At 64.6% G+C, this 23,313-nt stretch carries 18 protein-coding genes and 2 pseudogenes; 3 read left to right on the plus strand and 17 right to left on the minus strand.

Annotation, left to right across the window (positions count from 1 at the left end; genetic code table 11):
• Positions 1-98 precede the first annotated feature (98 nt).
• Positions 99-1,595 (minus strand): carboxylesterase/lipase family protein, encoded by a 1,497-nt coding sequence (locus ABH933_RS12850; RefSeq protein WP_429417634.1) that lies wholly within the window; start codon positions 1,593-1,595, stop codon positions 99-101.
• 348 nt (positions 1,596-1,943) lie between these two features.
• Here ABH933_RS12850 and ABH933_RS12855 point away from each other — a divergent pair, with 348 nt between their 5' ends.
• Positions 1,944-2,225: a YggT family protein gene (locus tag ABH933_RS12855; RefSeq protein ID WP_429417637.1), complete on the plus strand. Its 282-nt coding sequence runs from the start codon at positions 1,944-1,946 to the stop codon at positions 2,223-2,225.
• A gap of 506 nt (positions 2,226-2,731) precedes the next feature.
• Here the strand turns inward: ABH933_RS12855 and der are convergent.
• The 6 genes and pseudogenes from der to ABH933_RS12885 all read right to left on the minus strand — a co-directional run bounded on the left by der (position 2,732) and on the right by ABH933_RS12885 (position 9,350).
• Positions 2,732-4,171, minus strand: a complete 1,440-nt coding sequence (der, locus tag ABH933_RS12860; RefSeq protein ID WP_429417640.1) for a ribosome biogenesis GTPase Der — start codon at positions 4,169-4,171, stop codon at positions 2,732-2,734.
• Positions 4,168-4,866, minus strand: a complete 699-nt coding sequence (gene cmk, locus ABH933_RS12865; RefSeq protein WP_429417815.1) for a (d)CMP kinase — start codon at positions 4,864-4,866, stop codon at positions 4,168-4,170. The genes der and cmk overlap by 4 nt, the downstream gene beginning before the upstream one ends.
• Before the next feature lie 50 nt (positions 4,867-4,916).
• Positions 4,917-5,993, minus strand: a pseudogene (locus tag ABH933_RS12870) (pseudouridine synthase); the annotation flags it as partial.
• 629 nt (positions 5,994-6,622) lie between these two features.
• Positions 6,623-7,297 carry an SMC-Scp complex subunit ScpB gene (gene scpB / locus ABH933_RS12875; RefSeq protein ID WP_429417642.1) on the minus strand — a complete coding sequence of 225 codons (675 nt, stop codon included), beginning with the start codon at positions 7,295-7,297 and terminating at the stop codon, positions 6,623-6,625.
• 173 nt (positions 7,298-7,470) lie between these two features.
• Complete coding sequence (locus ABH933_RS12880; protein WP_429417645.1) at positions 7,471-8,379, minus strand: segregation and condensation protein A; 909 nt, start codon at positions 8,377-8,379, stop codon at positions 7,471-7,473.
• A complete protein-coding gene (locus ABH933_RS12885; RefSeq protein WP_215921790.1) occupies positions 8,376-9,350 on the minus strand; it encodes a ParA family protein in 975 nt (324 codons plus the stop codon). Before ABH933_RS12885 ends, ABH933_RS12880 begins: the two co-directional genes overlap by 4 nt.
• 308 nt (positions 9,351-9,658) lie before the next feature.
• Between ABH933_RS12885 and ABH933_RS12890 the strand changes: the two genes are divergently transcribed.
• Positions 9,659-11,131 (plus strand): FAD-dependent monooxygenase, encoded by a 1,473-nt coding sequence (locus tag ABH933_RS12890; protein ID WP_429417650.1) that lies wholly within the window; start codon positions 9,659-9,661, stop codon positions 11,129-11,131.
• 295 nt (positions 11,132-11,426) lie between these two features.
• Here the strand turns inward: ABH933_RS12890 and ABH933_RS12895 are convergent, their stop codons facing one another.
• The 7 genes and pseudogenes from ABH933_RS12895 to ABH933_RS12925 form a co-directional block, all read right to left on the minus strand.
• Positions 11,427-11,963: a hypothetical protein gene (locus ABH933_RS12895; protein ID WP_429417652.1), complete on the minus strand. Its 537-nt coding sequence runs from the start codon at positions 11,961-11,963 to the stop codon at positions 11,427-11,429.
• 56 nt (positions 11,964-12,019) lie between these two features.
• Positions 12,020-12,121, minus strand: a pseudogene (locus tag ABH933_RS12900) (hypothetical protein); the annotation flags it as partial.
• The gene (locus tag ABH933_RS12905) at positions 12,099-12,650 is read right to left on the minus strand and encodes an Imm21 family immunity protein (protein WP_429417655.1); all 552 of its coding nucleotides are present in this window, start codon (positions 12,648-12,650) and stop codon (positions 12,099-12,101) included. The pseudogene ABH933_RS12900 and the gene ABH933_RS12905, both read right to left, overlap by 23 nt.
• Before the next feature lie 247 nt (positions 12,651-12,897).
• On the minus strand, positions 12,898-13,221 hold the full coding sequence (locus ABH933_RS12910) for a hypothetical protein (RefSeq protein WP_429417658.1): 324 nt from the start codon (positions 13,219-13,221) through the stop codon (positions 12,898-12,900).
• Between the two features lie 278 nt (positions 13,222-13,499).
• Positions 13,500-14,042, minus strand: a complete 543-nt coding sequence (locus ABH933_RS12915) for a hypothetical protein (protein WP_429417661.1) — start codon at positions 14,040-14,042, stop codon at positions 13,500-13,502.
• A gap of 149 nt (positions 14,043-14,191) precedes the next feature.
• A complete protein-coding gene (locus ABH933_RS12920; protein ID WP_429417664.1) occupies positions 14,192-14,335 on the minus strand; it encodes a hypothetical protein in 144 nt (47 codons plus the stop codon).
• On the minus strand, positions 14,332-14,895 hold the full coding sequence (locus ABH933_RS12925; protein ID WP_429417667.1) for an RHS repeat-associated core domain-containing protein: 564 nt from the start codon (positions 14,893-14,895) through the stop codon (positions 14,332-14,334). The genes ABH933_RS12920 and ABH933_RS12925 overlap by 4 nt, the downstream gene beginning before the upstream one ends.
• Before the next feature lie 176 nt (positions 14,896-15,071).
• Here ABH933_RS12925 and ABH933_RS12930 point away from each other — a divergent pair, with 176 nt between their 5' ends.
• Complete coding sequence (locus tag ABH933_RS12930; protein WP_429417670.1) at positions 15,072-15,785, plus strand: transposase family protein; 714 nt, start codon at positions 15,072-15,074, stop codon at positions 15,783-15,785.
• On the opposite strand, the gene ABH933_RS12935 is transcribed toward ABH933_RS12930, so the two are convergent.
• The 3 genes from ABH933_RS12935 to ABH933_RS12945 form a co-directional block, all read right to left on the minus strand.
• The gene (locus tag ABH933_RS12935; protein ID WP_429417673.1) at positions 15,725-16,147 is read right to left on the minus strand and encodes a contact-dependent growth inhibition system immunity protein; all 423 of its coding nucleotides are present in this window, start codon (positions 16,145-16,147) and stop codon (positions 15,725-15,727) included. The two genes, ABH933_RS12930 and ABH933_RS12935, sit on opposite strands and share 61 nt — an antisense overlap.
• A 150-nt stretch (positions 16,148-16,297) precedes the next feature.
• Entirely contained in the window at positions 16,298-16,549 is a 252-nt protein-coding gene (locus tag ABH933_RS12940) for a hypothetical protein (protein ID WP_429417676.1), read from the minus strand.
• Entirely contained in the window at positions 16,550-23,071 is a 6,522-nt protein-coding gene (locus ABH933_RS12945; protein ID WP_429417678.1) for a DUF4951 domain-containing protein, read from the minus strand. It abuts the gene before it with no gap.
• Positions 23,072-23,313 lie beyond the last annotated feature (242 nt).

Here is a 23,313-nt window from a genome sequence, read left to right on the forward strand (position 1 = left end):
GTCCTTCCATATGAATCGGGCGCTCACACCATACAGACGATCTTGGACAAACCGCCCGCCGAACCGTCGAACGCGTTACGCACCTGCGGATGCGAACGTCAGCGCCCCCCGTGCGAGGCACGCAGCGCCGCGAGCTCATCCGCGCGCGGGTCCACGTGCACCGCCGAAGCCTGGGAGTCGAAGACCTTGACCGCGCGGCGCCCGGCTGTGAAGCGCTCCCAGCCCGGGTCGCCGTGGGTGGCGAAATCCACCCAGGCCCGGTGCACCTCGTCGGCCAGGGACTGCGGCGGGTTCGGGCCGGTCAGGGTCGGCGCGGCCGCGAGCCGGTCGAAGACGAACGGAACCTCGAGCACGTGGCAGGCGCCGAGCCCCTCGATGCCGGAGCGCCAGGCGAATTCGTAGACGTGCGCCGGCTTACCCGCCGCCGCGACGGATTCGGCGATCCGCATGGTGTCGTCGCGGAACGCCGCATCGGTGATGATCACGTTGAACACGTCGGCCGCCGAGGCATCGGGCCGATTGGCCGAATACACCGGGGCCACCGCCGGATCCACGCCGTAGCGGGTCAGCACGGCGGGCAGGTTCTCCGCTGTGATGCCCGCGGCCAGACCGGTGGGCACGGTGAAGAACCGGAACTCCTCCGCGGTGCATCCGACGAGCATCGGCACCGCGCGATCCGGTTGGGCGGCAAGCACATCGCTGGGCAGCGCAGCCACCAGCTCACCGTCGAGCACCGGGAACAGGCTCATGATGCCGAGCCCGTTGCGAATGATCGAGGCGCCCCAGCGCGCCGGATCCGGATCGGTCATCAGGTCCAGCGCCATCGCGTTCTGCGCCTCCCGCAGCCGATCCGGGCCGAGCTCGCCGAATGCGGTCGCGGTCGGGGCGATTCCGGCATGCCGGGCCACCTCGGTGGCGACCAGTCCGGCATCCCGCTCCGTCGCGACGGCAATGCCGTTGCCGCTCTGCATGATCGCGCGGCCGAACAGCCCCCGCGTCACCTCCGAGGCGACCAGCGAGACGACGCTCATACCACCTGCGGACTCGCCGAAGATCGTGACATTGCCCGGATCCCCGCCGAATGCCTCGATGTTCTCCTGCACCCACCGCAGCGCGAACACCTGATCGTGCAGCCCGCGGTTCAGCGGCGCGCCCGGCACCGCCGCGAAGCCGGAGATGCCGAGCCGGTAGTTGATCGATACGACCACGACCCCGTCGCGCGCGAACGCCGCGCCGTCGTAGATCTCCCGGGCATTCGAGCCGCGCACGAAGGCGCCGCCGTGAATCCAGACCAGCACCGGCAGCCCGGAGCTCCCGGCGTCGGGGGTCCAGACGTTCACGTTCAGATATTCCTCGCCCGCGATGCCGTCGCTACCGATCAGCGCGTGGATCGGCGCGGGATACGGCGACTGCACGCACGTCGGGCCGTACTCGAGCGCATCGCGCACCCCGTCCCACTCGGGCACGCGCGCGGGCAGCTCGAATCGCGCGGGGCCCACGGGCGCGGCCGCATACGGAATCCCGAGAAACGTACTGATCCCGGCCTCGGTGCGACCGCGGATCTTCCCGCCGCTCACGGACACGATGGTCTCCATGGCATCTCCTTCGTCGCCAGCATTGTCCCCGAATCGCGGGTTCACCACACGTTCGAACCGAACAACCGGCACAATGCTCCGGTGTTGCCGATCTATTACCACCTGTTCCTGCTCTTCTTCGAAGCACAGCAAATGCTGAACCAACTCCTCGGCCCGTGAGCGACCGGATTACCCGGCGAGCAGCCGCTCGACCCGGGTAGCACAGAAGGCCGTCACACCGCCCGTCGCTCCCGTCCGATCGGCCCGCGGTCTGATCTGATAGTCGCCTGAGAACACCGCACGCCGGACACTTTCGTCCGGGGCCCGGCGTTGATATGGATAAGACGCGCGACAAAGAAGGAGTTCGCCATGGCTCTCATCGGAGCAGTCATCGGATATGCGCTGAGCCTGTTCATCCTCGCGCTGCTGGCGCGCATGGTGCTCGACTGGATTCAGATGCTCAGCAGCCCGCCGAGTGCCGAATGGCTGGTGAAGGGCCGCCGCATCGCCCACGCCTGCACCGAACCGGTCATCGCGCCGGTGCGCAAGGTGCTGCCCCCGGTGCGCGCGGGCGGCATGTCCATCGACCTGGCCTTCACGCTGGTCTTCATCCTCGCGCTCATCCTGCGCTCGATCGCGTTCAGCCTCTAGGGCGCCGCTACCCCACCGAGCCGGCCGCAGCCGATCCCGAGTTCCGCTGCGGACCAGGCGAGTACCCGTGCGTACCGGTTCACCCCGCCCGATCCCCCACGGCCCCTTACCGCTCCGGGAACGACTTCACGAACGCAAAACCGATGACCACGGCGGCAACGGCGGAGATGGCCGCGATAATCCACATGAGAGCCCCTTATTCGACTGTGCACCAAGCGGATTGAACGTACCCCTCCCCGACCCGCCCTGTCCGGAAAACGACGATCGCCGCCCTGTCCGGCTCGCCTTCCCCAGCCCGCCGTACCGCCTCGCCCCTCCCGGCATTCCCGAACTGGAATCTCCGCACCGGAATCTCCGAACTGACATGTTCCAATTCGCATATCTACCTAACAGCGTCGACTACGCCGTCTCCGGAACCCACCCATCGAGCAAACCGGCACCTCGCCCAGAACACTGGGCGGGGTGCCGATTCACGACATGGGTTCGGGCACAACGCCCGGACCCGGTTACTTCTTCTTGCGGTCCCGCTTCTCCCGGACGCGGACGGAGATGCGCACCGGCGATCCGTCGAATCCGAACTCCTCACGCAGCCGGCGCTCCAGGAAGCGGCGATAGCCCGCCTCCAGGAATCCGGTGGTGAACAGCACGAACGTGGGCGGCCGAGTGGTCGCCTGAGTCGCGAACAGCACGCGCGGCAGGCGGCCGCCACGCATCGGCGGCGGGGTCGCCGCGACGACCTCCTTCAGCCAGGTGTTCAGCCTGCCGGTCGGGATGCGCTTGTCCCAGGACTCGAGCGCGGTTTCCATTGCGGGAACGAGCTTCTGGACCGCGCGACCGGTGTGGGCGGAGATATTGACCCGCTGCGCCCACGGCACCTGCACCATTTCCCGATCGATCTCGCGCTCGAGCTGATAGCGGCGATCCTCGTCGACCAGGTCCCACTTGTTGTAGGCCAGCACCAGCGCCCGCCCGGTCTCGGCGACCATACTGATCACCCGCAGATCCTGCTCGGTGATCGGCTGCGAGGCGTCGATCAGCATCACCGCGACCTCGGCCGCCTCGATAGCGGACTTGGTGCGCAGCGAGGCGTAGAACTCGGTGCCGCTGGCGTTGGCCACCTTGCGGCGCAGGCCCGCGGTATCGACGAAACGCCAAGGCTTGCCGCCCAATTCGACCATCGAATCGACCGGGTCGACGGTGGTGCCTGCGACATCGTGCACCACCGAACGCTCGTCGCCCGAGAGCTTGTTGAGCAGGCTGGACTTGCCGACATTGGGCTTGCCGACCAGCGCGACCCGGCGCGGGCCCGATCCGGGCGCGGCCACATCCTCGCGCGGGGTCTCCGGCAGCGCCTCGAGCACCGTGTCGAGCAGATCGCCCGTGCCGCGGCCGTGCGCCGCGCTGACCAGCCGCGGCTCCCCCAGCCCCAGCGACCACAGCGACGCCGCCTCGGCCTCCAGCTTCTCGCCGTCGACCTTGTTGGCAACCAGGATCACGGGAGTCTTGGAGCGCCGCAACACCTTCACCGCCGCCTCGTCGGTGGCGGTCGCGCCCGTGGTCACATCGACGACCAGCAGGATCGCATCCGCGGTGCGCATCGCCACCTCCGCCTGCCGCGCCACCGACTGCTGCAGGCCCTTGGCGTCGGGCTCCCAGCCGCCGGTGTCCTGCACCAGGAATCGCCGCCCGGACCAGGTGGCCTCGTACGAGATACGGTCGCGGGTGACGCCCGGAACGTCCTCGACGACGGCCTCACGCCGGCCCAGAATGCGGTTCACCAGAGTCGATTTGCCGACGTTCGGGCGCCCGACCACGGCCACCGTCGGCATCGGGACGTATTCGTGCGCCTGCGCATCGCCCTCGAGATCGGCGATCTCCCAATCGGCTTCGTCGCTCCAGACCCCGTCGGCGGCGTATCCGACCGCCTCGGGAAATACCTCGGTCATCGCCGGCCTCCCACCGAAATATGCTGTGCCACAACCCGGTACAGCTCGTCGATGGTCTGGTCCCGGGTCAGCTCGCTGGTGTCGACCATGATCGCATCCGCGGCCGGGCGCAGCGGCGACACCGCACGGGTGGAGTCCAGGTTGTCGCGGCGCTGCACGTCGGCCAGCACCGCCTCGTAGTCGTCACCGCGCCCCTCGGCGATGTTCTGCTGGTTGCGCCGATAGGCACGCGCCTGCGCCGAGGCCGTCAGATAGATCTTGGCGTCCGCGACGGGCAGCACGACCGTCCCGATGTCGCGGCCCTCGACCACGATTCGCCCCGCGGCCGCGGAGATTTCGCGCTGCAACGCCACCAGCTGGTCGCGCACCTCGCCCACCGCGGACACCGCGGAGACTGCCTTGGTGACCGCATCGCCGCGGATCTCGCCCGAGACGTCCTCGCCGTCCAGCTCGATCACCTCGTGGCTGGGATCGGTGCCGATGGTCAGCGGCAGTTCCTTGACCGCCACCACGATCGCGGCCGGATCGCTCAGATCGGCGCCGGCGCGCAGCACGCGCAGCGTCGCCACCCGGTACATCGCCCCGGTGTCGAGATACCGCGCGCCCAGCCGTGCGGCCAGTCGTCGCGACACACTGGACTTGCCCGTTCCCGACGGACCGTCCATCGCGATCACCAGCGGCTCCGAATTCGTCATCAGAGCGGGAAGCTCGATCATCTCGGTACCGTTCACCAGTCCGCTGCCCCTCACAGCTCCACCGCCTCGTAGAGCTTTCCGATTTCGTCGCGACCCAGCACCCGCAGGGTGCCGGGTCGTTGGTCGCCGAGTGCGACCGGGCCGATATGGGTGCGCACCAGAGCGGTCACCGGGTGACCGACCGCGTCCAGCAGCCGCCGCACGATGTGCTTACGGCCCTCGTGCAGCACCACCTTCACCAGGGAACGCCCGGCACCGAGCTCGAGCACCTGGAAGTCGTCGACCGAGGCCGGGCCGTCGTCGAGTTCCACGCCCTTGCGCAGGCGCTTGCCGATATCGCGCTGCACCTCGCCGTCCACGGTCGCCAGATACGTCTTGGAGACCTGGAACGAGGGGTGCATCAGCCGATGCGCGAGATCGCCGTCGTTGGTGAGCAGCAGCAGGCCCTCGGTGTCGGCGTCCAGGCGCCCGACGTGGAACAGCCGCTGCCCGGCCATGACGCGCTCGGCGACGATATCGCCCACGCACGGCCGGTTGAATTCGTCGGACATGGTCGACTGGAAGCCCTTGGGCTTGTTCAGCGCCAGGTAGACCTGCTCCTCGCGCACCACGATGCGCACGCCGTCGACGCGCACGACCGCGGTTTCCGGATCGATGCGCAGGCCCTGCTCACGCACGATCGCGCCGTCGACCTCGATGCGCCCCTGCTCGATCAGCTCCTCCGCGACCCGGCGGGAGGCCACGCCGGCCTTGGCCAGCACCTTCTGCAGCCGCTCACCCTCGCCCCACGGGAGCTTCTTCGGGCCGTCGGCCTCGTGCTCGACGTGCTGATGCTTGGCGGGCTTGGCGAAGCTCACCAGCGTGGGCTGCCGGCGCTGCGGCTGCGGCTTGGGCTTGGGCTTGGGCTTGCGATTGGGCGCGGCCTGCGGGGTCAGCGGACGCGCGCCGCCGATGCGGCCGGAGGTGTTCCTGCCCGCGATGGAACGGCTGTCGTTACGGCCGGGCAGGGATTCGGGGGCCCGGCCGCGGGACTCGGAGCCGCCGCGACCGGCGAAACCGCGATCGCTCGAGTACCCACCGCGACCGCCGCGGTCCTGTGAAAAGCCGCCGCGCTCAGGCGAATTGCCACCGCGGCCCTGAGAGTAGCCGCCCCGGTTGGTGCCCCGGTCCTGCGAATAACCACCGCGCTCAGGCGAATTGCCACCACGCCCCGCGGAATAGCCACCCCGTCCGGCGCCGCGATCCTGGGAGTAGCCGCCGCGACCGCGATCATCCGAATACCCGCCGCGACCGGAGCCGCGATCCTGGGAGAACCCGCCGCGGCTTCCGCGGTCGGAGTAGCCACCGCGATTGGAGCCGCGATCATCCGAGTTACCCCCGCGACCCGAACCGCGCTCCTGCGCATAACCGCCGCGGCTCGAGCTGCGATCGTCCGAATAGCCGCCGCGACCCGAACCGCCCCGACCGGCGCCCCGGTCCTGCGAATAGCCGCCACGACCACGATCGTCGGAGTAACCCCCGCGGCCCGAACCGCGCTCCTGCGAATAACCGCCACCGCGCGACCCACGATCGTCCGCATTCCCCCCGCGAGCGGACCCACGGTCCGATCCGTACCCCCCACGACCCCGCGACGATCCGCCGCGCCCGTCGGCGTCGCGGCCGCCCTGCCCTCGACCGCCTCCGCGTGGCGGTTCATTACTGCGTTTCCTACGATCCGGTGTGCCATCTCGGCGAGCGGGTGTATCCATGTGTCCTGTCAATCCTCGGCGCCGAGGTCGATATCCGACTCGGCGGGCTTCTTCAGTCTGGTGTACCGGGGGTCGGTGTCCAGACTCTCGTTGATCTCATCGATCAGGTCGACACCCGGCAGCAGGGGCGCCAACGGCGGGAGTTCCGCCAGCGACGCGAGTCCGATCCGTTCCAGAAACAGCTCGGTGGTGACGTACAGGGTGCCGTTGGTCTCGGGATCGGTCCCGGACTCGGCGATGAGTCCGCGCGCCACCAGGGTGCGGATCACACCGTCGACATTGACTCCACGCACGGCGCTGACCCGTGCTCGGGTAACCGGTTGACGATAGGCGATAACAGCCAGAGTTTCCAAAGCGGCCCGGGTGAGCTTGGACCGCGCGCCGTCCAGCAGCATGCGCTCGACATAGGGCGCGAACTCGGTGCGAGTGTAGAAACGCCACCCGTCGCCGACGAATCTGAGATCTATACCACTACCCCGGGCAGTGAGCTCCGCGGACATCTCCCGCAGCGCCCGCCCGACCCGCTGTTCGCTATCGCCGAGCGCGGCGGCCAGCAGTTCCACGGGCGCGGGTGCATCGACGACCAGCAGCATCGCCTCGAGGGCCGCGCGGAATTGGTCGTCGTCGAGGACCTGCAGCGCGAACTGCTCCGACTCGTCGTCCGCATCCGAAGCTGTACCCACCAGAACGGACCCCGCCGACTCGGCACCCGCCGATCCAGCCGACACCGACTCGGGATCCGTCGACTCGGCTCCGGTCGGTGCTGCCTCCACCGGCTGGTGGTCCGTAGACGCGACACCCCCGGACCCGGTTCCCACCGGCTCCGAACCCGTTGCCTCCGAACCCACAGTCACCGTCACCCGTAATCCTCTTCGATCGTCACCGCCGCGGGTTGCGCGGCATCCAACTCGCCTATCCAGCTCACCGCCAGCGGCCCGAGCGGGTCCGGCTGGTCGAATTCGATCGTCTTGCCTCGATACAGCTCCAGCAGCGCCAGGAAACGGGCGACGATCTGCACCGGGACGTCACAATCGGCGCAGATCTCGTGGAACGTCGTCCAACCGCCCGCACCACGGGCTCGCAACATCTCCAGCACCAGCGCGGCCTGCTCGGCGACGGAGATCGCATGGGAGTGGAGATGGTCCAGTCCCACCTTCGGCGCCGGACGCGGCCGGAACGCCGCCGCGGCGATATCGGCAAACCCGGTGGCGTCGACACCCAGCGTAACCTCCGGCAGAAGCCGCAGGTAGCGGTCCTCCAGCGAGACCGCCCGCGGGTAGCGCCGCAGCGCCGCGGCCTCGAGCTCACCCAGCAGCTCGGCCACCTGCTTGAACGCCCGGTACTGCAGCAGCCGGGCGAACAGCAGGTCACGCGCATCGAGCAGTTCCAGATCGTCGGCGTCGGTGACCTCGCCCGAGGGCAGCAACCGCGCCGCCTTGAGGTCCAGCAGGGTCGCCGCGACGACCAGGAAATCGGTGGTCAGATCGAGGATCTTGTCCGCGCGCAGCGTCTTGCTCTCGTTCAGGGTCGCGGTCAAGGCCTTGGTGTAGGTGATGAACTCGTCGGTGACCTTGTGCAGCGCCACCTCGGTGACATCGAGGCGGCGCTGGCTGATCAGCTGCAGCAGCAGATCGAAGGGACCCTCGAAGTTGTTCAGGCGCAGGTGGAATACGTTCGCTCTGTCGGGATTGTCCGGTGCCGCACCCTCTTCGGAGGCGGGCGATCCTGGTACGTCCGAAACAGTCGGCTGGTCTTGCTCCGTCACCGGCCCGACCGGTGAATGACTTCCCGTGCCATCGCCCGATACGCTTCCGCGCCACCGGATTTCGGCGCCCAAGTGGTAATCGGCTCACCCGCCACGCTGGCGTCGGGGAAGCGCACCGTGCGGTTGATCACGGTGTCGTACACCAGATCACCGAACACCTCCACCACCCGGGCCATGACCTGCCGCGAATGCAGCAATCGCGCATCGAACATGGTGACTACGATGCCGTACAGCTCGAGCCGCTGGTTCAGCCGGTCCCGCACCTTGTCCACGGTGTCGGTGAGCAGCGCCAGGCCGCGCAGCGAAAAGTATTCACATTCCATGGGAATGACCACGCCGTCGGCGCATGCCAGCGCGTTCACCGTCAGCAGGCCCAGCGAGGGCTGGCAATCGATGAGGATGTAGTCGTACCGATCGCGCAGCGGAGCCAAGGCGCGGCCGAGGGTCTGCTCGCGGCCGACCTCGTTGACCAGCTGGATCTCCGCGGCGGACAGATCGATGTTGCTGGGCAGCAGATCCATGCCGTCGACCTTGGTGTTCATCAACACGTCGTCGACGGTCGCGCGGCCCCCGACGAGCAGGTTGTGCACCGTCATGTCCAGATCGTGATGGGCCACACCGAGACCCGCGGACAGCGCACCCTGCGGATCCAGGTCCACCAGCAGCACCCGGCGGCCGTATTCGGCCAGCGCGGCACCGAGATTGATGGTCGAGGTGGTCTTGCCGACGCCCCCCTTCTGGTTGCACATGGCAACGATCAGGGCGTCTCCGTGGCGGGACACCGGCGGCGGGTCCGGTATGTCGCGCAACGGGCGTCCGGTCGGTCCCACTTCCGTGCCGTCCGCCACGATGTCTTTCGCCTCCCATAATGTTTGGGCCGCATGCTCTATCCGCTGGCCTGATGATCGAAATGGTGATCGCGGGTCTGCCGCAGCACCCTCATGCGGTCCGCCCGCACCGGCTGTCGTCATATCCGCTGCTCCTTACAAGTCCTGCACTGCCCCGCTCAGCGCTGCGGGACCAATCCTCATCAGGTGTGCCGCGAAGAGCACGCCATAGACGCTACCGCCTTGTAGCGCAAGACTTGCGCTCGGACACGCAGGCGGAGCCTAGGGCTCAACTCCAGGTTTAGAGCCCGGAGACCACGAAAAGCTTTGCCGAGCAATGCCAAACTTTTGCCAACATCTGTTGGCCAACAACTGTTGACTTCAGCTCCGCGAAAGGTCTAACGTACTGGTCAACGGCCGTTGGCCAACAGATGTTGACTCAGGAGGAAGCCATGAACGCCGCACACACCATCCCCACCAGCACCGACGTTCTGGTAGTCGGCGGCGGTCCCACCGGCCTGATGCTCGCGGGCGATCTGGCCCGCGCGGGCGTCGCGGTGACGCTGATCGAAAAGCACTCGGAGGGTTCGGAACTGACGCGGGCCTTCGCGGTGCACGCCCGGACGCTCGAGGAGCTGGACGCGCGCGGCCTGGCCGACGGCCTCATCGAGCTCGGCGCCAAGGTGCAGGACTTCCAATTCTTCGGCGGCAGTGTGAAATTGCACCTGGACCGCTATGTCGACGGCCGGTTCCCGTACCTGCTGATCACCCCGCAGACCAACGTCGAGAAGGCGCTGCGCGCCCGTGCCCTGGAGCTCGGCGCGACCATCGTCCCGGGTGCCGAGCTGCTGAGCCTGTCGCAGGACGCCGACGGCGTGGACGCCGTGGTGAAGTTCGAGGACGCCGAGCACACGATCCGGGCCGCCTACCTGGCCGGCGCCGACGGCTACCGCAGCCGGGTGCGCGAGCAGATCGGCGTCCCCTTCCCCGGCCAGGCGGTGATCGAGTCGATCATGCTGGCCGATGTCCGGCTGGAGACCGCTCCGGCGGATGTGCTTGCGGTCAACGGGATCGGCGACTGCTTCGCCTTCGTCGCGCCGTTCGGCGACGGCTATTACCGCATCTTCTCCTGGAACCGGGCCAACCCGCAGCCCGATTCGGCGCCGGTCGATTTCGAGGAGGTTCGCGAGGTCACGCGCCGCGCGCTGGGCACCGATTTCGGCATGCACGACCCGCGCTGGATGTCGCGGTTCCACAGCGACGAGCGGCAGGCGCCGACCTACCGCGTCGGACGGGTGTTCCTGGCGGGCGACGCCGCGCACGTGCACTCCCCCGCCGGCGGCCAGGGCATGAACACCGGGATTCAGGACGCGGCGAACCTGGCCTGGAAGCTGGCCGCCGTCGTGCAGGGCTGGGGCACCGACGCGCTGCTGGACAGCTATCAGGCCGAGCGGCACCCGGTCGGCAAGGCGGTGCTGCGCTCGAGCGGGGCCATCGTGCGCGCCGCGCTGGTGCGGCCCGCGGCGGGTCGCATTGCCCGCAACGTCGTCGGCGGCGCCGTCCTCGGGATACCGGCGGTGGGCGGCAAGGTCGCGCGCACCATCAGCGGCATCGGCTTCAGCTACGACCGCCCGCAGGGCGCGCACGAACTCGTCGGCACCCGGGTGCACGACATGGCACTGGTCGGCGAGCCCGCCCGGTTGTACGAGGCGCTGCGCGGCGGCACCTTCGTCCTGGTGGTGCCGGAGGGGACCGAGATCCCGTCGACCGACCGGGTCACCGTGGTGCACGCCGCCGACCCGAAGCAGCCCGTCCTGCTGGTGCGGCCGGACGCCTACGTCGCCTGGGCCGCCGACAACGCGGACGCCACCGCCATCGCGGCGGCGATGGGCCAGTGGCTGGGCGTCGCCGCGACCACGGAGTAGCCGAACCACACCCTCAGCCTGCTCCCGGAATACACTCCGGGAGCAGGCTTTTCCGCGTTCTTCAGCCGGCCTTCGGGAACGGCTCGCCGGTGCGTGACACCGATCTCTCCTGCCGACAGTGGCCGATCGTCCGGGCCACCGCTCGGCTCCCGTCACCGCGCGCACGTCGGCGCCACCGTCGAGCAGGTGCGTGGCGGCATCCCCCAACGGGTAGGCCACCGCCTGCCGGGTAGCTCCAGGAAACCTCGCCCGCGCCCCACAAAGGTGAAGCGAGTCATCGATGAGGTGCATCTCTTCAGATCGACTCTTCCCTTGCATCGCGAGCGTGCTCCAAATCGAGAATTAGCGCACTGACACTAACGGGAACTTGACCGGCATCAACGACAACAACTGTGACGCTATCGCCCACTTCGAGATCATGACCGTCGACCCACCGCTGATTTCTAGTATTGTCCAAAAATCCGAGCTGCCCATTTTCCATTCGCACTTCGAATCCCGAAAGTATCCGATCCGTCACGATAGAATTGGACTCAATTCCGGCGATAGGAGTTATCTGGTCAATCAATCGACTGATTACCGAGATCGCCGTCCGGATCGTAGGATTTCGATCAACCCGAAGAGTATCCAGCGACTCACCGCGGTCCAGGGCAACCGCGTAGAGCTCCTCCAAAGTTCCACACTGCTTGTCCAACTCGGAGCGCCATGCGGATTTGCCCTGGACACTCGCCAGCAGGGACTCCAGCTCTTCAATCAGCGCCGATATCGAGTATCTAGCCTCGGAATACAAGACCAGAGAACGAGTCAACAGTCGACAAAGAATCAGTTGCGACATAACCCAAACCTCCAGAATCGACGCCTGCGCACTCCAGAGTGCCGGTTGCCGACTGGTCACCCATTCCGCGCACCGTCCATCCGCGGAAAAACTCCGTCACGGTACGGCCAGGTAATCAATACCACCGGGAAATCGCTACCGCGATAGAACCGCTGCGCCTGCCCGAGATATTACATCACCAGCCTCTGGAGAACAAACGACAGCGACCCCCGCAGTCCAATCATCATCGAAGTATGCTGCCGAAACGCGGTAACGACCTCTGTCCAGTGAGATAGACAGACGACTGTTAACACTGACGGTTGCACCATCCAGCGCCGAATTAAAAAACTCGACCGGCCCCGCGACATTCCACGTCAACTGCTCATCCAATTGTCGATTTGATGCACTCCGATTCGCTGCCGCAAGCAGTTCCTTTTCCGAATCCGCCCCATACCATCTGACCAACATCCTCATATCTTGGATATAGGTTGTAGGTGCCGCCATATCACCAAGGACGAGAACCTCAACGCCCGAGTGCTCAACAATTCCTATATACGTAGAGACCGAACATGCGAGTCCATAATCCCCCCAAGTATCCCGATGATCAGGGTCAAATGCTTCAGGAACTCCGCGCCAAGCCGAACGGGCAGACTGCGGAATTAAGATCTGCGGCCCGCCAGTAGTCTCAATCCATTGGTACCTATCCATAATCGCTCCTACTCGCCCGTTGAAGATCTGCGGCGCCGTCGACCGCAGCAGACGCTTCAACCGCGAGGCCTAAAACGGTAGGAATATCGATCATTGTCCAAGTTCTGCATTATCCCTCCTTGCTGACTGGGGCAGGATGCACATTGCGGATATATTGTTTGCGGACCCCCGTTAGGGCTAAGCGCACTCGGAGGCTGATAGTCAGGCGTCCAGTTCTCGTTAGGTCTCCCAGAGTTAGCACCTACCACTAACCGGATAATTCCTTACCAATCGCCCGAAGGACATCCGCAAGCCAGATCAACCCATACGAGACGACTCGATCTTCGCCGATCATTGACTCCAGATTGCTCCACGATTCGGAAACCTGACCGATTGTCAAATTGGGCGGCCCCGAATAGATATTATTCATCTCCGACACAGGTACTGACCAGAAGTAGTCACTGTCAAACGAGAACGCATCACCATCCTGCAATTGACGCGCGTGCGCAACCAGTACGGCGAACACCTCTGCCAAACGGTCGTACGATAGAGAGGATTCAGTTGCCACCATTGCCCCTGCTTTTGATGCCATCTATCTGATCTTGGAAGGTTGACTGTCGCCGGGTCTGTACCGGCCCCGAGAAGACGGCGGCGGACAGCACCGGCGGCGCGGTGATCGAGTTCGAGAAGGAATAACGATGGTTTTGCCATCACTGTAAGCAGCTCTATTATTGCTGAGATCCTTACTCATTGTCGGATGCTCCATGACATCTCGAACGTGTTTCCCCAGATCATCCGCAGTCATCCCAGGAAAATCAGCAGCATGCTTCTGATCGGCGTGCCCATGTATAGGCCAGGGTGGAGCTTCCTTCATTCGGGATAGTTTTTCACTAAATCATCCAAGATCCGAGGAGGGATGATATCACCGCGGAAATTGAATGCGACAATACCCAGAAACTCGTTCAGCGAGCCCGAGGACACCCGCAGACTCTTTCGCCAGCCCTGAAATGCACTGGTATCCGCACCCCGGATAGCCATGATGCCCAGATTCCGCTGCCCCCAACATCCCCACATAGCAGACCTACCAGAATACGCGATAACATTTGAAAGGTCACCCATCAGCCAAATACTCTCGTCATCGCCAGGAACAGATTCGGTGTACACCGCATCGACCTCGTCTTCCGACGCGCTCACGTCCATCGAGAAGGCCGGATACACGCCACAGCCTTCCGGCACGTTGATACTACCCCGTCCCGGGTCCAGAACCAGGCAATCAACGTGCGTGTCGCCGTGGATCCTGGCCAGGTCGCTCAGGTCCTGCGAGAAGCGTGGACTGTCGCCAACCTCGTACTCGATAAATACAGTTCTGGACGCTTCAATCCGAAAAACGGGGTCAGGAAATCTACTTTCCACGTTAAAACACACATCCATCTGGTCGCGAATGCGCTCATATTCCTCAAGGCGAGTGCAAAGCCTTCTATTTATCCGTTTCTCAAAGTATTTTGATCAGCTCAAATTTAGATAGTTCCGCATCCAGCCAACTACCTCGCACTGAGCCAGAATTAGTTGCCGTCATCGCCCAGCCTCGTCTTTAGTTCAATGCCTTTTTGCCCGTCCGGAGTATAGTCTGCCGTCGATCCATTCCAGTTGTCGGCCTTGTCGCGAATGACCCATTTACCCTCACCCTCCTTGGTGAAGATGCTCACGTCGCCATTTTTACTGGCGCTTCCTTCCAACCCTGATTTCGTAGCTCCCCTTCAAAATCTGGCCTTGTCATGGACGTGCCGCGATTCTCGGTCGACGACTTACTGTTGGTTCGATCACGGTAATCGTACTTCGGCCCGGGCTCCTCAGCCGTTTTGGGGAAGGGAGTCGCAGCCTTGTCGGGTGCTTGTGCGGTGTTGGGTTTGCTGGTGGCTGGCGAGTCGTTCTTGTGGTCGTTCGCTTTCTCGATAGCGTAAATCCCCGCACCGAGTACGACCGCTGGGATGACGATCTCGGGGGCGAGTACCGCCCCGAGCCCCTCCCCGATCTCCGGAACGAGCGGAGCGATCACGGCCAGGGGGTTCTTGCCGGTGAGGTCGATGTTGTTGATCGGGTCGGCGTTGACGTAGTCGTAGTCGTTGGACGAGCCGCCCGACACGGGATCGGTCTGCAGGAACCGGCCCAGGACCGGCAGATAGGTGCGCGCGCCGATCTCGACGGCCTGCTGGCTGGCGAGGTGCTCGATCGGGAGCGTGTTCTGCCCGAGCCAGCCGAAGTCCATACCGCCCTGCATCGTCGCGGGGATCGGCCTAACCGCCGAGGTCGCGGCCGGGCGTCGCTGAACTCCCGGGAGGGCTCTGAACGATCCCGAACAGGCCGCGGTTCAATCGCGCGTGTCGTTGAGCACGTAACTACCGGCCGGGTCGATCTCGCCGGCCAGCGGAATCCACTACGCCAGTGCGGCTCCGACGAGCGGGCGAGGGCTTCGGCGGCGCAATCACCACGATCACACTATTGATCGGAGCCGCTCTCACCGCGTGGATCCCGGTCGCCGACGAGATCGACCCCGCCGGAAGCTACGTGCTCGACGGCACCCTGCTGCCGTGCTGGAGCTGGGCCGGGCATCGGGAACTGTTCTCCGGCAAGCACCAGACGACCGGGATGAACGTACAGGTCCTGTGCGACCTCGACAGGAATCCGGTGTGGATCTCCGACTCGGTCCCAGGCTGTGACCACGACATGGCCGCACTGGCCGCCTCCGGACTGCTCGACCGCCTCGACCCACGGAACATGCTGGCCGACAAGGGATACCAAGAATCCGGCATGATCACCCCGGTCAAGAAACCGATCGGTGGCGACCTGCACGAATCCGACCCACGACTACAACACCGAGGTCAACCGCCTGCGTGCGGTGATCGAACGAGCCATCGCCCACCTGAAGACCTGGCGGATCCTGCACACCGACCACCGACGCCCAATGGCAACCTTCGAGGAAACAATCACCACAACAATCGGACTGTATTTCCACCGACTCTCGTGAATAAGTCTCAGTACGTCTCCTCCTATCTTGCTCTGGGCAGCCTCTGTAACTTCCTTCAGACGACACCAAACTACACCATGTGCAATCTATCGATGTGGCGCCAAATATCATGTCCCACCGGAAAGCGTTGAACGATATCCGTAACCGAAGCCAGTCCAGCCGTCAAGCGTATCAATCGATTTGTTACGTCTCGATTCTCACTCCAGTAATCGTCCGGCAACCTCAGTACCGTCACAAGCAGGTCTCCCGGGTAGTAATCCCCATGTGCTAGCGGATCCTTTTCCAGCAGATTCAGCGCATACGGCATCAGCGTAGCAGTACCCACATCTTGACCAAGCAGTATCCGAAGATCCTCAGCGGTCAACGATTCAAGAGGCTTGCGCCGAAGTTCGTGAACAGTCACCATCAGCCGGGTGGCATCGGGCGGCGGATCTGCCCACACACTTCCCTCAATAGCCTCTAACGTTCTAGGCTGGGAGTCGACATCCACCATGCCCGTCTTCCAATCTGTTTATCCACACTCTGCCGCGGAACAAACTGCTCGCTGTCATCCGGGGTTGACGCTGCAATCGGCAGGATAAATCTCAAGCTGAGAAGTGAGCCACCCTCAGGGCATCCCAAAGCGCGCGCAAAGATCCAGGACTCAGATGTCCAGCTCACATCCCGTCTTATCCCACACCTGCATCGCTGATTCCGGCCAGCCCCAGATTACAAGGTCCGATTGCCCAATCTGCAAATCGGGATACCCAGGTTTGAGGCCAGAAATCCTTACACGAAGATGCTCACCGGCCTCAACACGATACATCATTCCCGTCGGCTCGAAATATACACTAATCGCATCCTCCCCGAAAGGGCCAACTATGAATTCGACCTCGAAGGTAGCCTTATCGACCACTTAGCCTCCCAGTGTCTTAATGGCGTCGTCCATGAGTTCCGACCTAGCTTCCGCAGTGTCATTTTTCGGGTTTCGCGCGTACTCATTATCATAGAACTCTTTCAGCTCCTGCGCCCCTTCCTTGGTCATGTGCCTGGCTTCCCATTCGGCGGCGGTCCGTCCCATTGCCTCCCGAGCTCCCTCCACTCCCTTTCCCCAAACTGACTTCCCCCAACTAGCCTGTGTCTCCCCCTCCGGCACAAGATGCTTCGGGAAGGGCATCCGGGCATTGGGATCAGGATGCGCATCAGCCGGATCCTTTACCGGCGCTGCCTTATCGGGTGCTTGGGCGGTGTTGGGTTTGCTGGTGGCTGGTGGGTCGTTCTTGTGGTCGTTCGCTTTCTCGATAGCGTAGATCCCCGCACCGAGTACGACCGCTGGGATGACGATCTCGGGGGCGAGTACTGCTCCGAGTGCCTCACCTACCTCCGGAACGAGCGGAGCGATCACGGCCAGGGGGTTCTTGCCGGTGAGGTCGATGTTGTTGATCGGGTCGGCGTTGACGTAGTCGTAGTCGTTGGACGAGCCGCCCGACACGGGATCGGTCTGCAGGAACCGGCCCAGGACCGGCAGATAGGTGCGCGCGCCGATCTCGACGGCCTGCTGGCTGGCGAGGTGCTCGATCGGGAGCGTGTTCTGCCCGAGCCAGCCGAAGTCCATACCGCCGGTCATGGTGGCGGGGATCGGGATGTCCGCGAATGCGCCCGTGCCCGGGTCGATGTCCTGGCCGTAGGGGTCGTAGAGGTGCATGGCGCCGGTGCGGGCGGCGGCGCCGTCGGCGGTGAACAGGATGCTGCCGTGCACGTCCGGGTAGGACCAGTTCGTGGTCGCTGTCTGCCCATAGGTTTTGGTGAGCACCGCACCACCGGACAACTTCAGTACCCGCTGCTGCAGGTTCCCGTTGGAATCGAGCACCAGTTCGGGGTTGTTTGCTGCCGGTGCGGTGTAGCCGTAACGGGTCGTCCCGTTCGCGGTCGTGGTGGGCGCGCCCTGCACGGTCCGGGCGGTCAGCCGGTCGTTCACATCCCGGGTGTAGGCGACGTTCGTCCCCGAGGCGGTCACAGTGGAGACGTGCCGGCGGGTTGAGTCGTAACCCAACGTGTCGGTACCCACCCCGGTCGCATTGCCGTACACGTCGTAGGCGAACGACAGCGCGTTGGTGCCGTTGGTCGACAGCAGCCGATCGGTGTTGTCGTAGCAGTAGCCCGTGGTTACCGCCGCGGCACCGTCTTTGACGTCGGTCAACCCGGTGCGGTTGGTGTCCATGCCCGCCGCTGTATTCGGGCCGCACCCGCCGGTGGGGTCGAAGTGGTAGGTCAGCTGATGATGCGGGACCGTCGCCGCGGCCAAGCGCCCGACTCCGTCATAGGTGTAGGAATCTGTGAAGGTTGCGGTGGGATTGGCTGTGTCGGTGAGGTTTTCGTCGGTGATGCGCCCGCGTGAGGATCTGGTCACTGAATCGACGACGGTTGAACTGGCGGTCTTCCACGTCAATCCCGTTGTCGCGCCGGCCGTATTACGCGCTATGGAATCGAGCCGAGATCCATTGCCGTACGCGACGTTGGCTACCTGCCCACCATTGTCGTAGCCGGTGGTCGCGACCGTTGTTCCATCCAGTCCTAGCGTGAGTAGCCGGGATGCGTTGTCCCAGGTGTAGTTCAGCGTGCTGGTAACACCCTTGACCGTCGATGTTGTACCGGTCACCCGACTGGCGGGGTCGTAACCGGTGGTCGTGACCACACCGTTGGCATCGGTATACGAGACGGGCCGTCCGAGAAGGTCGACTACGGTGGTGACGGTGCCGCTCGAGTCGCTGGCGGCCGTGGTTCTCGGATCCCCGTTGACGGCATAGTTGTACGTGACCGTGCGGGCGGGTTGGTTGCCCTGAGCCGGGAATGCCTGCTGTGTCGTCCGGCCGCGGGCGTCGTAGCTGGTGCATGTCCATGGTTCGGAGTTGACCCGGGATGCCACGACCCGTCCCGCGCCGTCGTAGACCGATTCAGCTGTATTCGACTGACCTGCCGCATTTTTCGAGGCGGTCACGATCTTCGGCAGTCCGGCTTGATTCACCGCCGATGCCCCGGAAACGCACGGGTTCGCCCGTGTCTCGGCGTCGCCGTAATAGGTGGTGGTGCTGCGCTTGTCCGGATTCGTGATATCGCCGGACGGGAGCGCACCAGCGGTCTTGCGGAGATACCCGGTCCCCGGAGTCTCGTAGGTATTACGGCGTACCAGCGACAGTCCGCCGGGGTCCGAGGTCTTGGCGACCACCAAGCCGTATACCGGGTCGATCCCGTTGGCCGGATCGGAGTAGCTGGTGGCGGTCTTGGTCGTACCCGCCCGTTCTGTCGCGCCGCCCGAGCTGTCGTAGTCGGTCTGACTTGTCTGCCATCCATAACGCGGCTGCAGGAACTGCCCCGGCACGGTGACCGGCGATCCCGTACCGGGTGGGGTCCAGGTGAAGTTCAACGCACCGGTGGTGCCGCTGCGGTTGTAGTACTCCACGCGGATGCGATGCCAGCTCCCGGCGACGGTGTTGGTGTAGCTGCCGGCGGTCGCGGTGCTGGCCTTGTCGGACCAGCTGTCCACCAAACGCACATCGTCGATCCACAACCGCACGCCGTCCACGGCGGTGAAGCCGACTCCGTAGGCGCCTGCCGCGGGGAATTGGATCTCCCCGGTGAACCTGGCGGACCAGCCACCGGTGTTGGCGACAGGCGGTGAGCTGCCCCAGGTTTGGGCCAGCGACCCGTCGGCGGTGCCGACACCGGTCTGCCACACCGCCGGGATACCTGACAGCACCGGATTGCTGTACAGCGCCGCGGACAGACCGGTCAGTGCCTCGTCGTAGCCGACGTGGGTCGAGGGCACCGTGCCTGTGCACTGCGCGGTCGGAGTCTGGCCATTGAAACACGAGGCGGGAGCGGGACCATACGAGTCGGTCGGCCGGTCAGCATGGTCGTATACGACGGTCGAGCGGCGGCCCGCACCATCGACGGTCGCGGATACCTTGTCCTTGGGTGTCCATTCCGCCGAGGTGACCAGCCCGTCGGGGTCGGTATTGTTCAGGCTTCGTCCGGCCGAGTCGTAGGTGGAGGTGTAGCTGGCGTATGTCTTGTCCAGACCCTGGTAGATCTTTACCGTCGCGGAGTTGTGGGTGGGGTCGTACAGGTACAGGTGCCCCGGCTGGATGTTGGTGGTCACCCCATCGGGTGCGGGGCTGGTGATATTCGTGGGCGCGGCGGTCGGTAGATCGGGGGCACGCTGGAATTGGTCGTATTGGATCGTGGTGCGGTCAGCGGTCCCCGAATACGAGGATTGGGTGGCTTCCCAGTCGGTGGCCAGCGGGTCGCGCAGCTGATACAGCGGTCCGACGGAGGCAATATAGTTCTCCACCGTAACGGGGTCGGAGTTGCTTCCGATCGCCGAGACGTAGCTCGCCTCGTCGGTGTAGGTGAGGTCCCGAATCTCACCGCCCGGGTTCTCGATCCGGTCCAGGGTGCGCACCGTGGAGTACCACAGGCGGGTTTCGGTGCCGTCCCAATATTTGATGCGGCACAACATTTGTTCGGGTGCTTGCGCGGCACCCGAGGGTGCACTCGCGCCGCCGTAACAGCTGTTGCTGTTGTCGGTGTTGTAGTACAGGGTGTGCGACAACCCCGAAACAGGGTCCTTGATCGAGGTCAACCGGGACGGTGAACCGCTGTAAATGTATTGCAGCGCCGCGGGTTTCTTACTGTCCTCGACCGTGGTAACCGTGCTCAGGGTGCCGTCGGGGTTGAATACCGAGGCCACCCCGCCCTCGGTCTCGGTGATCAGGCCGTTGGCGTCGAACGCCAGCACCCCGTCCTCACCGACCGGGGGAATGTAGCCACCTTCGGAGGTCCGCGCCCAGGTGTGCACCGCGCCGGTGTCCTCGGTGAGGACGACCGACCCATCCATCACGGTGGCGGACATGTATTTCGCGCCGGGTACCGCCAGGCTCCAGCCGGCCGGCAGTGGCGCCGAATCCCGCGCGTACAGCAGGTTCGCCGGCACGATCTGCGGGTTCATCGAGAATGTGCGCGCGGCGTCCGGGCCGGTGGCCGCCCGCCCCCACAACACCATCTTCGGTTGGGTGCCCGAGGTGTGATGTACCAGTTCGACTTTCAGCGGGATCCGCTGGCCCGCGGTCAGGGTGATGTCCTGCGAGGTTTTCGGGCCCACGGTGGTGAAATTGCTAGACGGACGCGTCCCCTGCGGATCGTTGATCACCAGCGAGTTGTTGACCCACAACCGCATACCATCGGCGTACGAGCCGTCGAACCGGTAATCACCGGCTACCGGAGCTTGAAAGTATCCTTCATAGCGGACCACATACCACGCTGGATCCAACGCCGGAGCCAGCGTCAACCCCGGTATCGTGTACCCGTTTTCCGCAGTCGATTCGAACCCGAAAACATCCAGGTCGACCTGCGGTTCGGTGCGCACCATCACCGGAACCGCCGCGGGCGTGCCCGTATGGGTGGGATCGTTGAAATACGACGTTGTCACTCCCCGGGGCGCCCCGGCCAGCGAGTTGTAGGCGAGTTTGATCCCCGAATCCCCGCCGACGGAATGGAAGGTGGGGCCGCCGCCTTCGACATAGACGTTGCCGTTGTACAGGTTCACCGTCACCGGACCTATCCGGTCCGTGGGTGAAATCTTGCCGTCCCCGAGGCGCTCATCGACTTTGAAGTGATTCACCCACGGCGGTGTTGTCGTGGTCACACCGCCGGACAGCGCGGTGAGCACGGTCCAGGTGTAGGTCGCGCCGTCGTGCAGCACATAGTTCGGCACCGTCCACGTCGGTGTGGTCAAACAGCCCGAATCCACTGTCTCGCCGGAGAGCCCGTCGGCACCGGTGGACACCTTGAAGCAATACAAGGTGGCATCACCGGACGGGTTGGTGACCGCGTTCACCGACAGCGTCGGCGTCCGGGTCCCCACCACCGCCTGATCGACCGGCCCGATCGCGGTCGCTGCTGGAGGTGCGGTGCCGTAGTCGACGATCAGCTGGGCCTGCAGGGTTTGCAGCGTTTGCGCACCGGCGGTTTCCGCGCCCGTCAGCAGGAACCAAGCATTGTTGTCCTGCGCGGCAACACGTCCGGCGATATATGAGGTCAGGTTCGGCGACCACATCGAACCAGCGTTACCGACCTGCGCGGACGCCAACTGCGGACCGAGCGAACCATAGCCCAGCGGACTCGTAGCTTGGTACAGGTTCGCAGTCGCCGCAGTAGTAGCGGCCGTTCCGGTCGTCTGGAAATCCATCCGGGCACCGACCACCGCCTTGCCGTACAGCGGGGAAAAGTCGAACCGGAACCCCGAGCGCCAGTACAAGTTCTGCCCCGAGGGCAGCGAATTCCCGACCTCGATCCCGCACGTATTCTGGCATGTCGTCACGCCGTCGGACGAAAACGCCGTCGTCGCAGCGGTATTGCCGAAGCCATAGGTGTAGGTCGGGTCGACCACGATCGGGAACACCCGAGATTTGTCGGTCAACCAGCTCTTGTCCACCGTCACCGTCAGCGACCAGGAATCACCCTCGCGCTCGAGTTCATACTTTCCGCTCGTACGGGCGTCCCTTTTCTTCTTGTTGTTCTCGCCTTCGCCGGCGGAGTCTCGCACCTGGATCGGCGGCAGCGCCGCAATCTCTTTGCCGTCGGGGTCGGTGATGACGACCTCGTTGTCATGAAGCTGCGGCGTCGAACCTGCACCCAGCTTCATCGCATACACCCACCGGCCATCACCGACCTCGGTCCGCGACTTCAGGATCACCGATTCCTGGACCGCGCCCGGCTGGACCTCGTATTTCAGATCCTGTCCCGGCAGCACATCGGTGTAGGTGACCGTCGACCCCGACACCGACCGCGGAACCTTGCGAGCGCCCTCGAGCGCGAACGTCACCGGCGCACCATTGTCGCTGACCTGCAGTAGGGCTTGGTCGTCGGCGAACTGCGCAAACTCTGTGTGCGCGCCGTCACGGGCCGCCGCAGCCTTCGCCGATGACTTGTCTCCCACGACTCGGGTGTCCATCGACACCCAATGGCCTTGCCCGTCAGCCACACTCATCGGTGCCTGCGACAACACCAATGAATGCGACCCGTCCTTGTTGACGTATTCGACAGCCTTCTCCGACCGCGACACCTCCTTGGAGGTCTGCTGGTTGTAGCCACTATGTGTGCCTGACCGCGACAAGTTCGCACTCAACGGCGCGAAGTCGGCCTCGGGAGGCCGCGGGGGCCGCTTCTCGGGTGCGGGAAGCTTTGCCGACCTGGCCGCAGACGCCATCAGGGGCATGTGCCGCGCCGCGTCGATCGCGTGTTTGCCCGCCGCTCTCGAGGCCACCATGACGTGCACGGTTTGCGCTGTCAGGGCCACCGCCAGCACCGCAACCGCGATTCCCAGCCATATCCGCGTACGCGGGTTGGACCACACGCGACGCCACAATCGAGATGTCATTTCATTACACCAACTGTCACTAGCCACAATGGGCGAATAGATAGACGGATCTACGCCGATCACTCGGCAGTATCGAGGCAAATACAGTGAACGCCTTAACAACTCGCTCCGGTCACCGGAGCACTCGCATCACGTCGGGGGCTTGATCGACGCGGGCGGTGTCATCGACGGCAGATCATGACCATGCGGCGAGCTCGGCTTCGCCGCCGCGGGTGGGGACAACACCACCGGCGTCGCCGATG

It is taken from the genome of Nocardia sp. GP40 (assembly GCF_050434125.1).
Taxonomy (GTDB): domain Bacteria; phylum Actinomycetota; class Actinomycetes; order Mycobacteriales; family Mycobacteriaceae; genus Nocardia; species Nocardia albiluteola.

What these genes read in the sequence shown, in the direction of transcription:
- ABH933_RS12850 (WP_429417634.1), bottom strand. Translation starts at nt 1,595, where the DNA reads ATGGAGACCATCGTGTCCGTGAGCGGCGGGAAGATCCGCGGTCGCACC.
- ABH933_RS12855 (WP_429417637.1), top strand. Translation starts at nt 1,944, where the DNA reads ATGGCTCTCATCGGAGCAGTCATCGGATATGCGCTGAGCCTGTTCATC.
- der (WP_429417640.1), bottom strand. Translation starts at nt 4,171, where the DNA reads ATGACCGAGGTATTTCCCGAGGCGGTCGGATACGCCGCCGACGGGGTC.
- cmk (WP_429417815.1), bottom strand. Translation starts at nt 4,866, where the DNA reads ATGACGAATTCGGAGCCGCTGGTGATCGCGATGGACGGTCCGTCGGGA.
- ABH933_RS12885 (WP_215921790.1), bottom strand. Translation starts at nt 9,350, where the DNA reads ATGACGACAGCCGGTGCGGGCGGACCGCATGAGGGTGCTGCGGCAGAC.
- ABH933_RS12890 (WP_429417650.1), top strand. Translation starts at nt 9,659, where the DNA reads ATGAACGCCGCACACACCATCCCCACCAGCACCGACGTTCTGGTAGTC.
- ABH933_RS12895 (WP_429417652.1), bottom strand. Translation starts at nt 11,963, where the DNA reads ATGTCGCAACTGATTCTTTGTCGACTGTTGACTCGTTCTCTGGTCTTG.
- ABH933_RS12905 (WP_429417655.1), bottom strand. Translation starts at nt 12,650, where the DNA reads ATGGATAGGTACCAATGGATTGAGACTACTGGCGGGCCGCAGATCTTA.
- ABH933_RS12910 (WP_429417658.1), bottom strand. Translation starts at nt 13,221, where the DNA reads ATGGCATCAAAAGCAGGGGCAATGGTGGCAACTGAATCCTCTCTATCG.
- ABH933_RS12925 (WP_429417667.1), bottom strand. Translation starts at nt 14,895, where the DNA reads ATGGACTTCGGCTGGCTCGGGCAGAACACGCTCCCGATCGAGCACCTC.
- ABH933_RS12935 (WP_429417673.1), bottom strand. Translation starts at nt 16,147, where the DNA reads ATGGTGGATGTCGACTCCCAGCCTAGAACGTTAGAGGCTATTGAGGGA.
- ABH933_RS12945 (WP_429417678.1), bottom strand. Translation starts at nt 23,071, where the DNA reads ATGACATCTCGATTGTGGCGTCGCGTGTGGTCCAACCCGCGTACGCGG.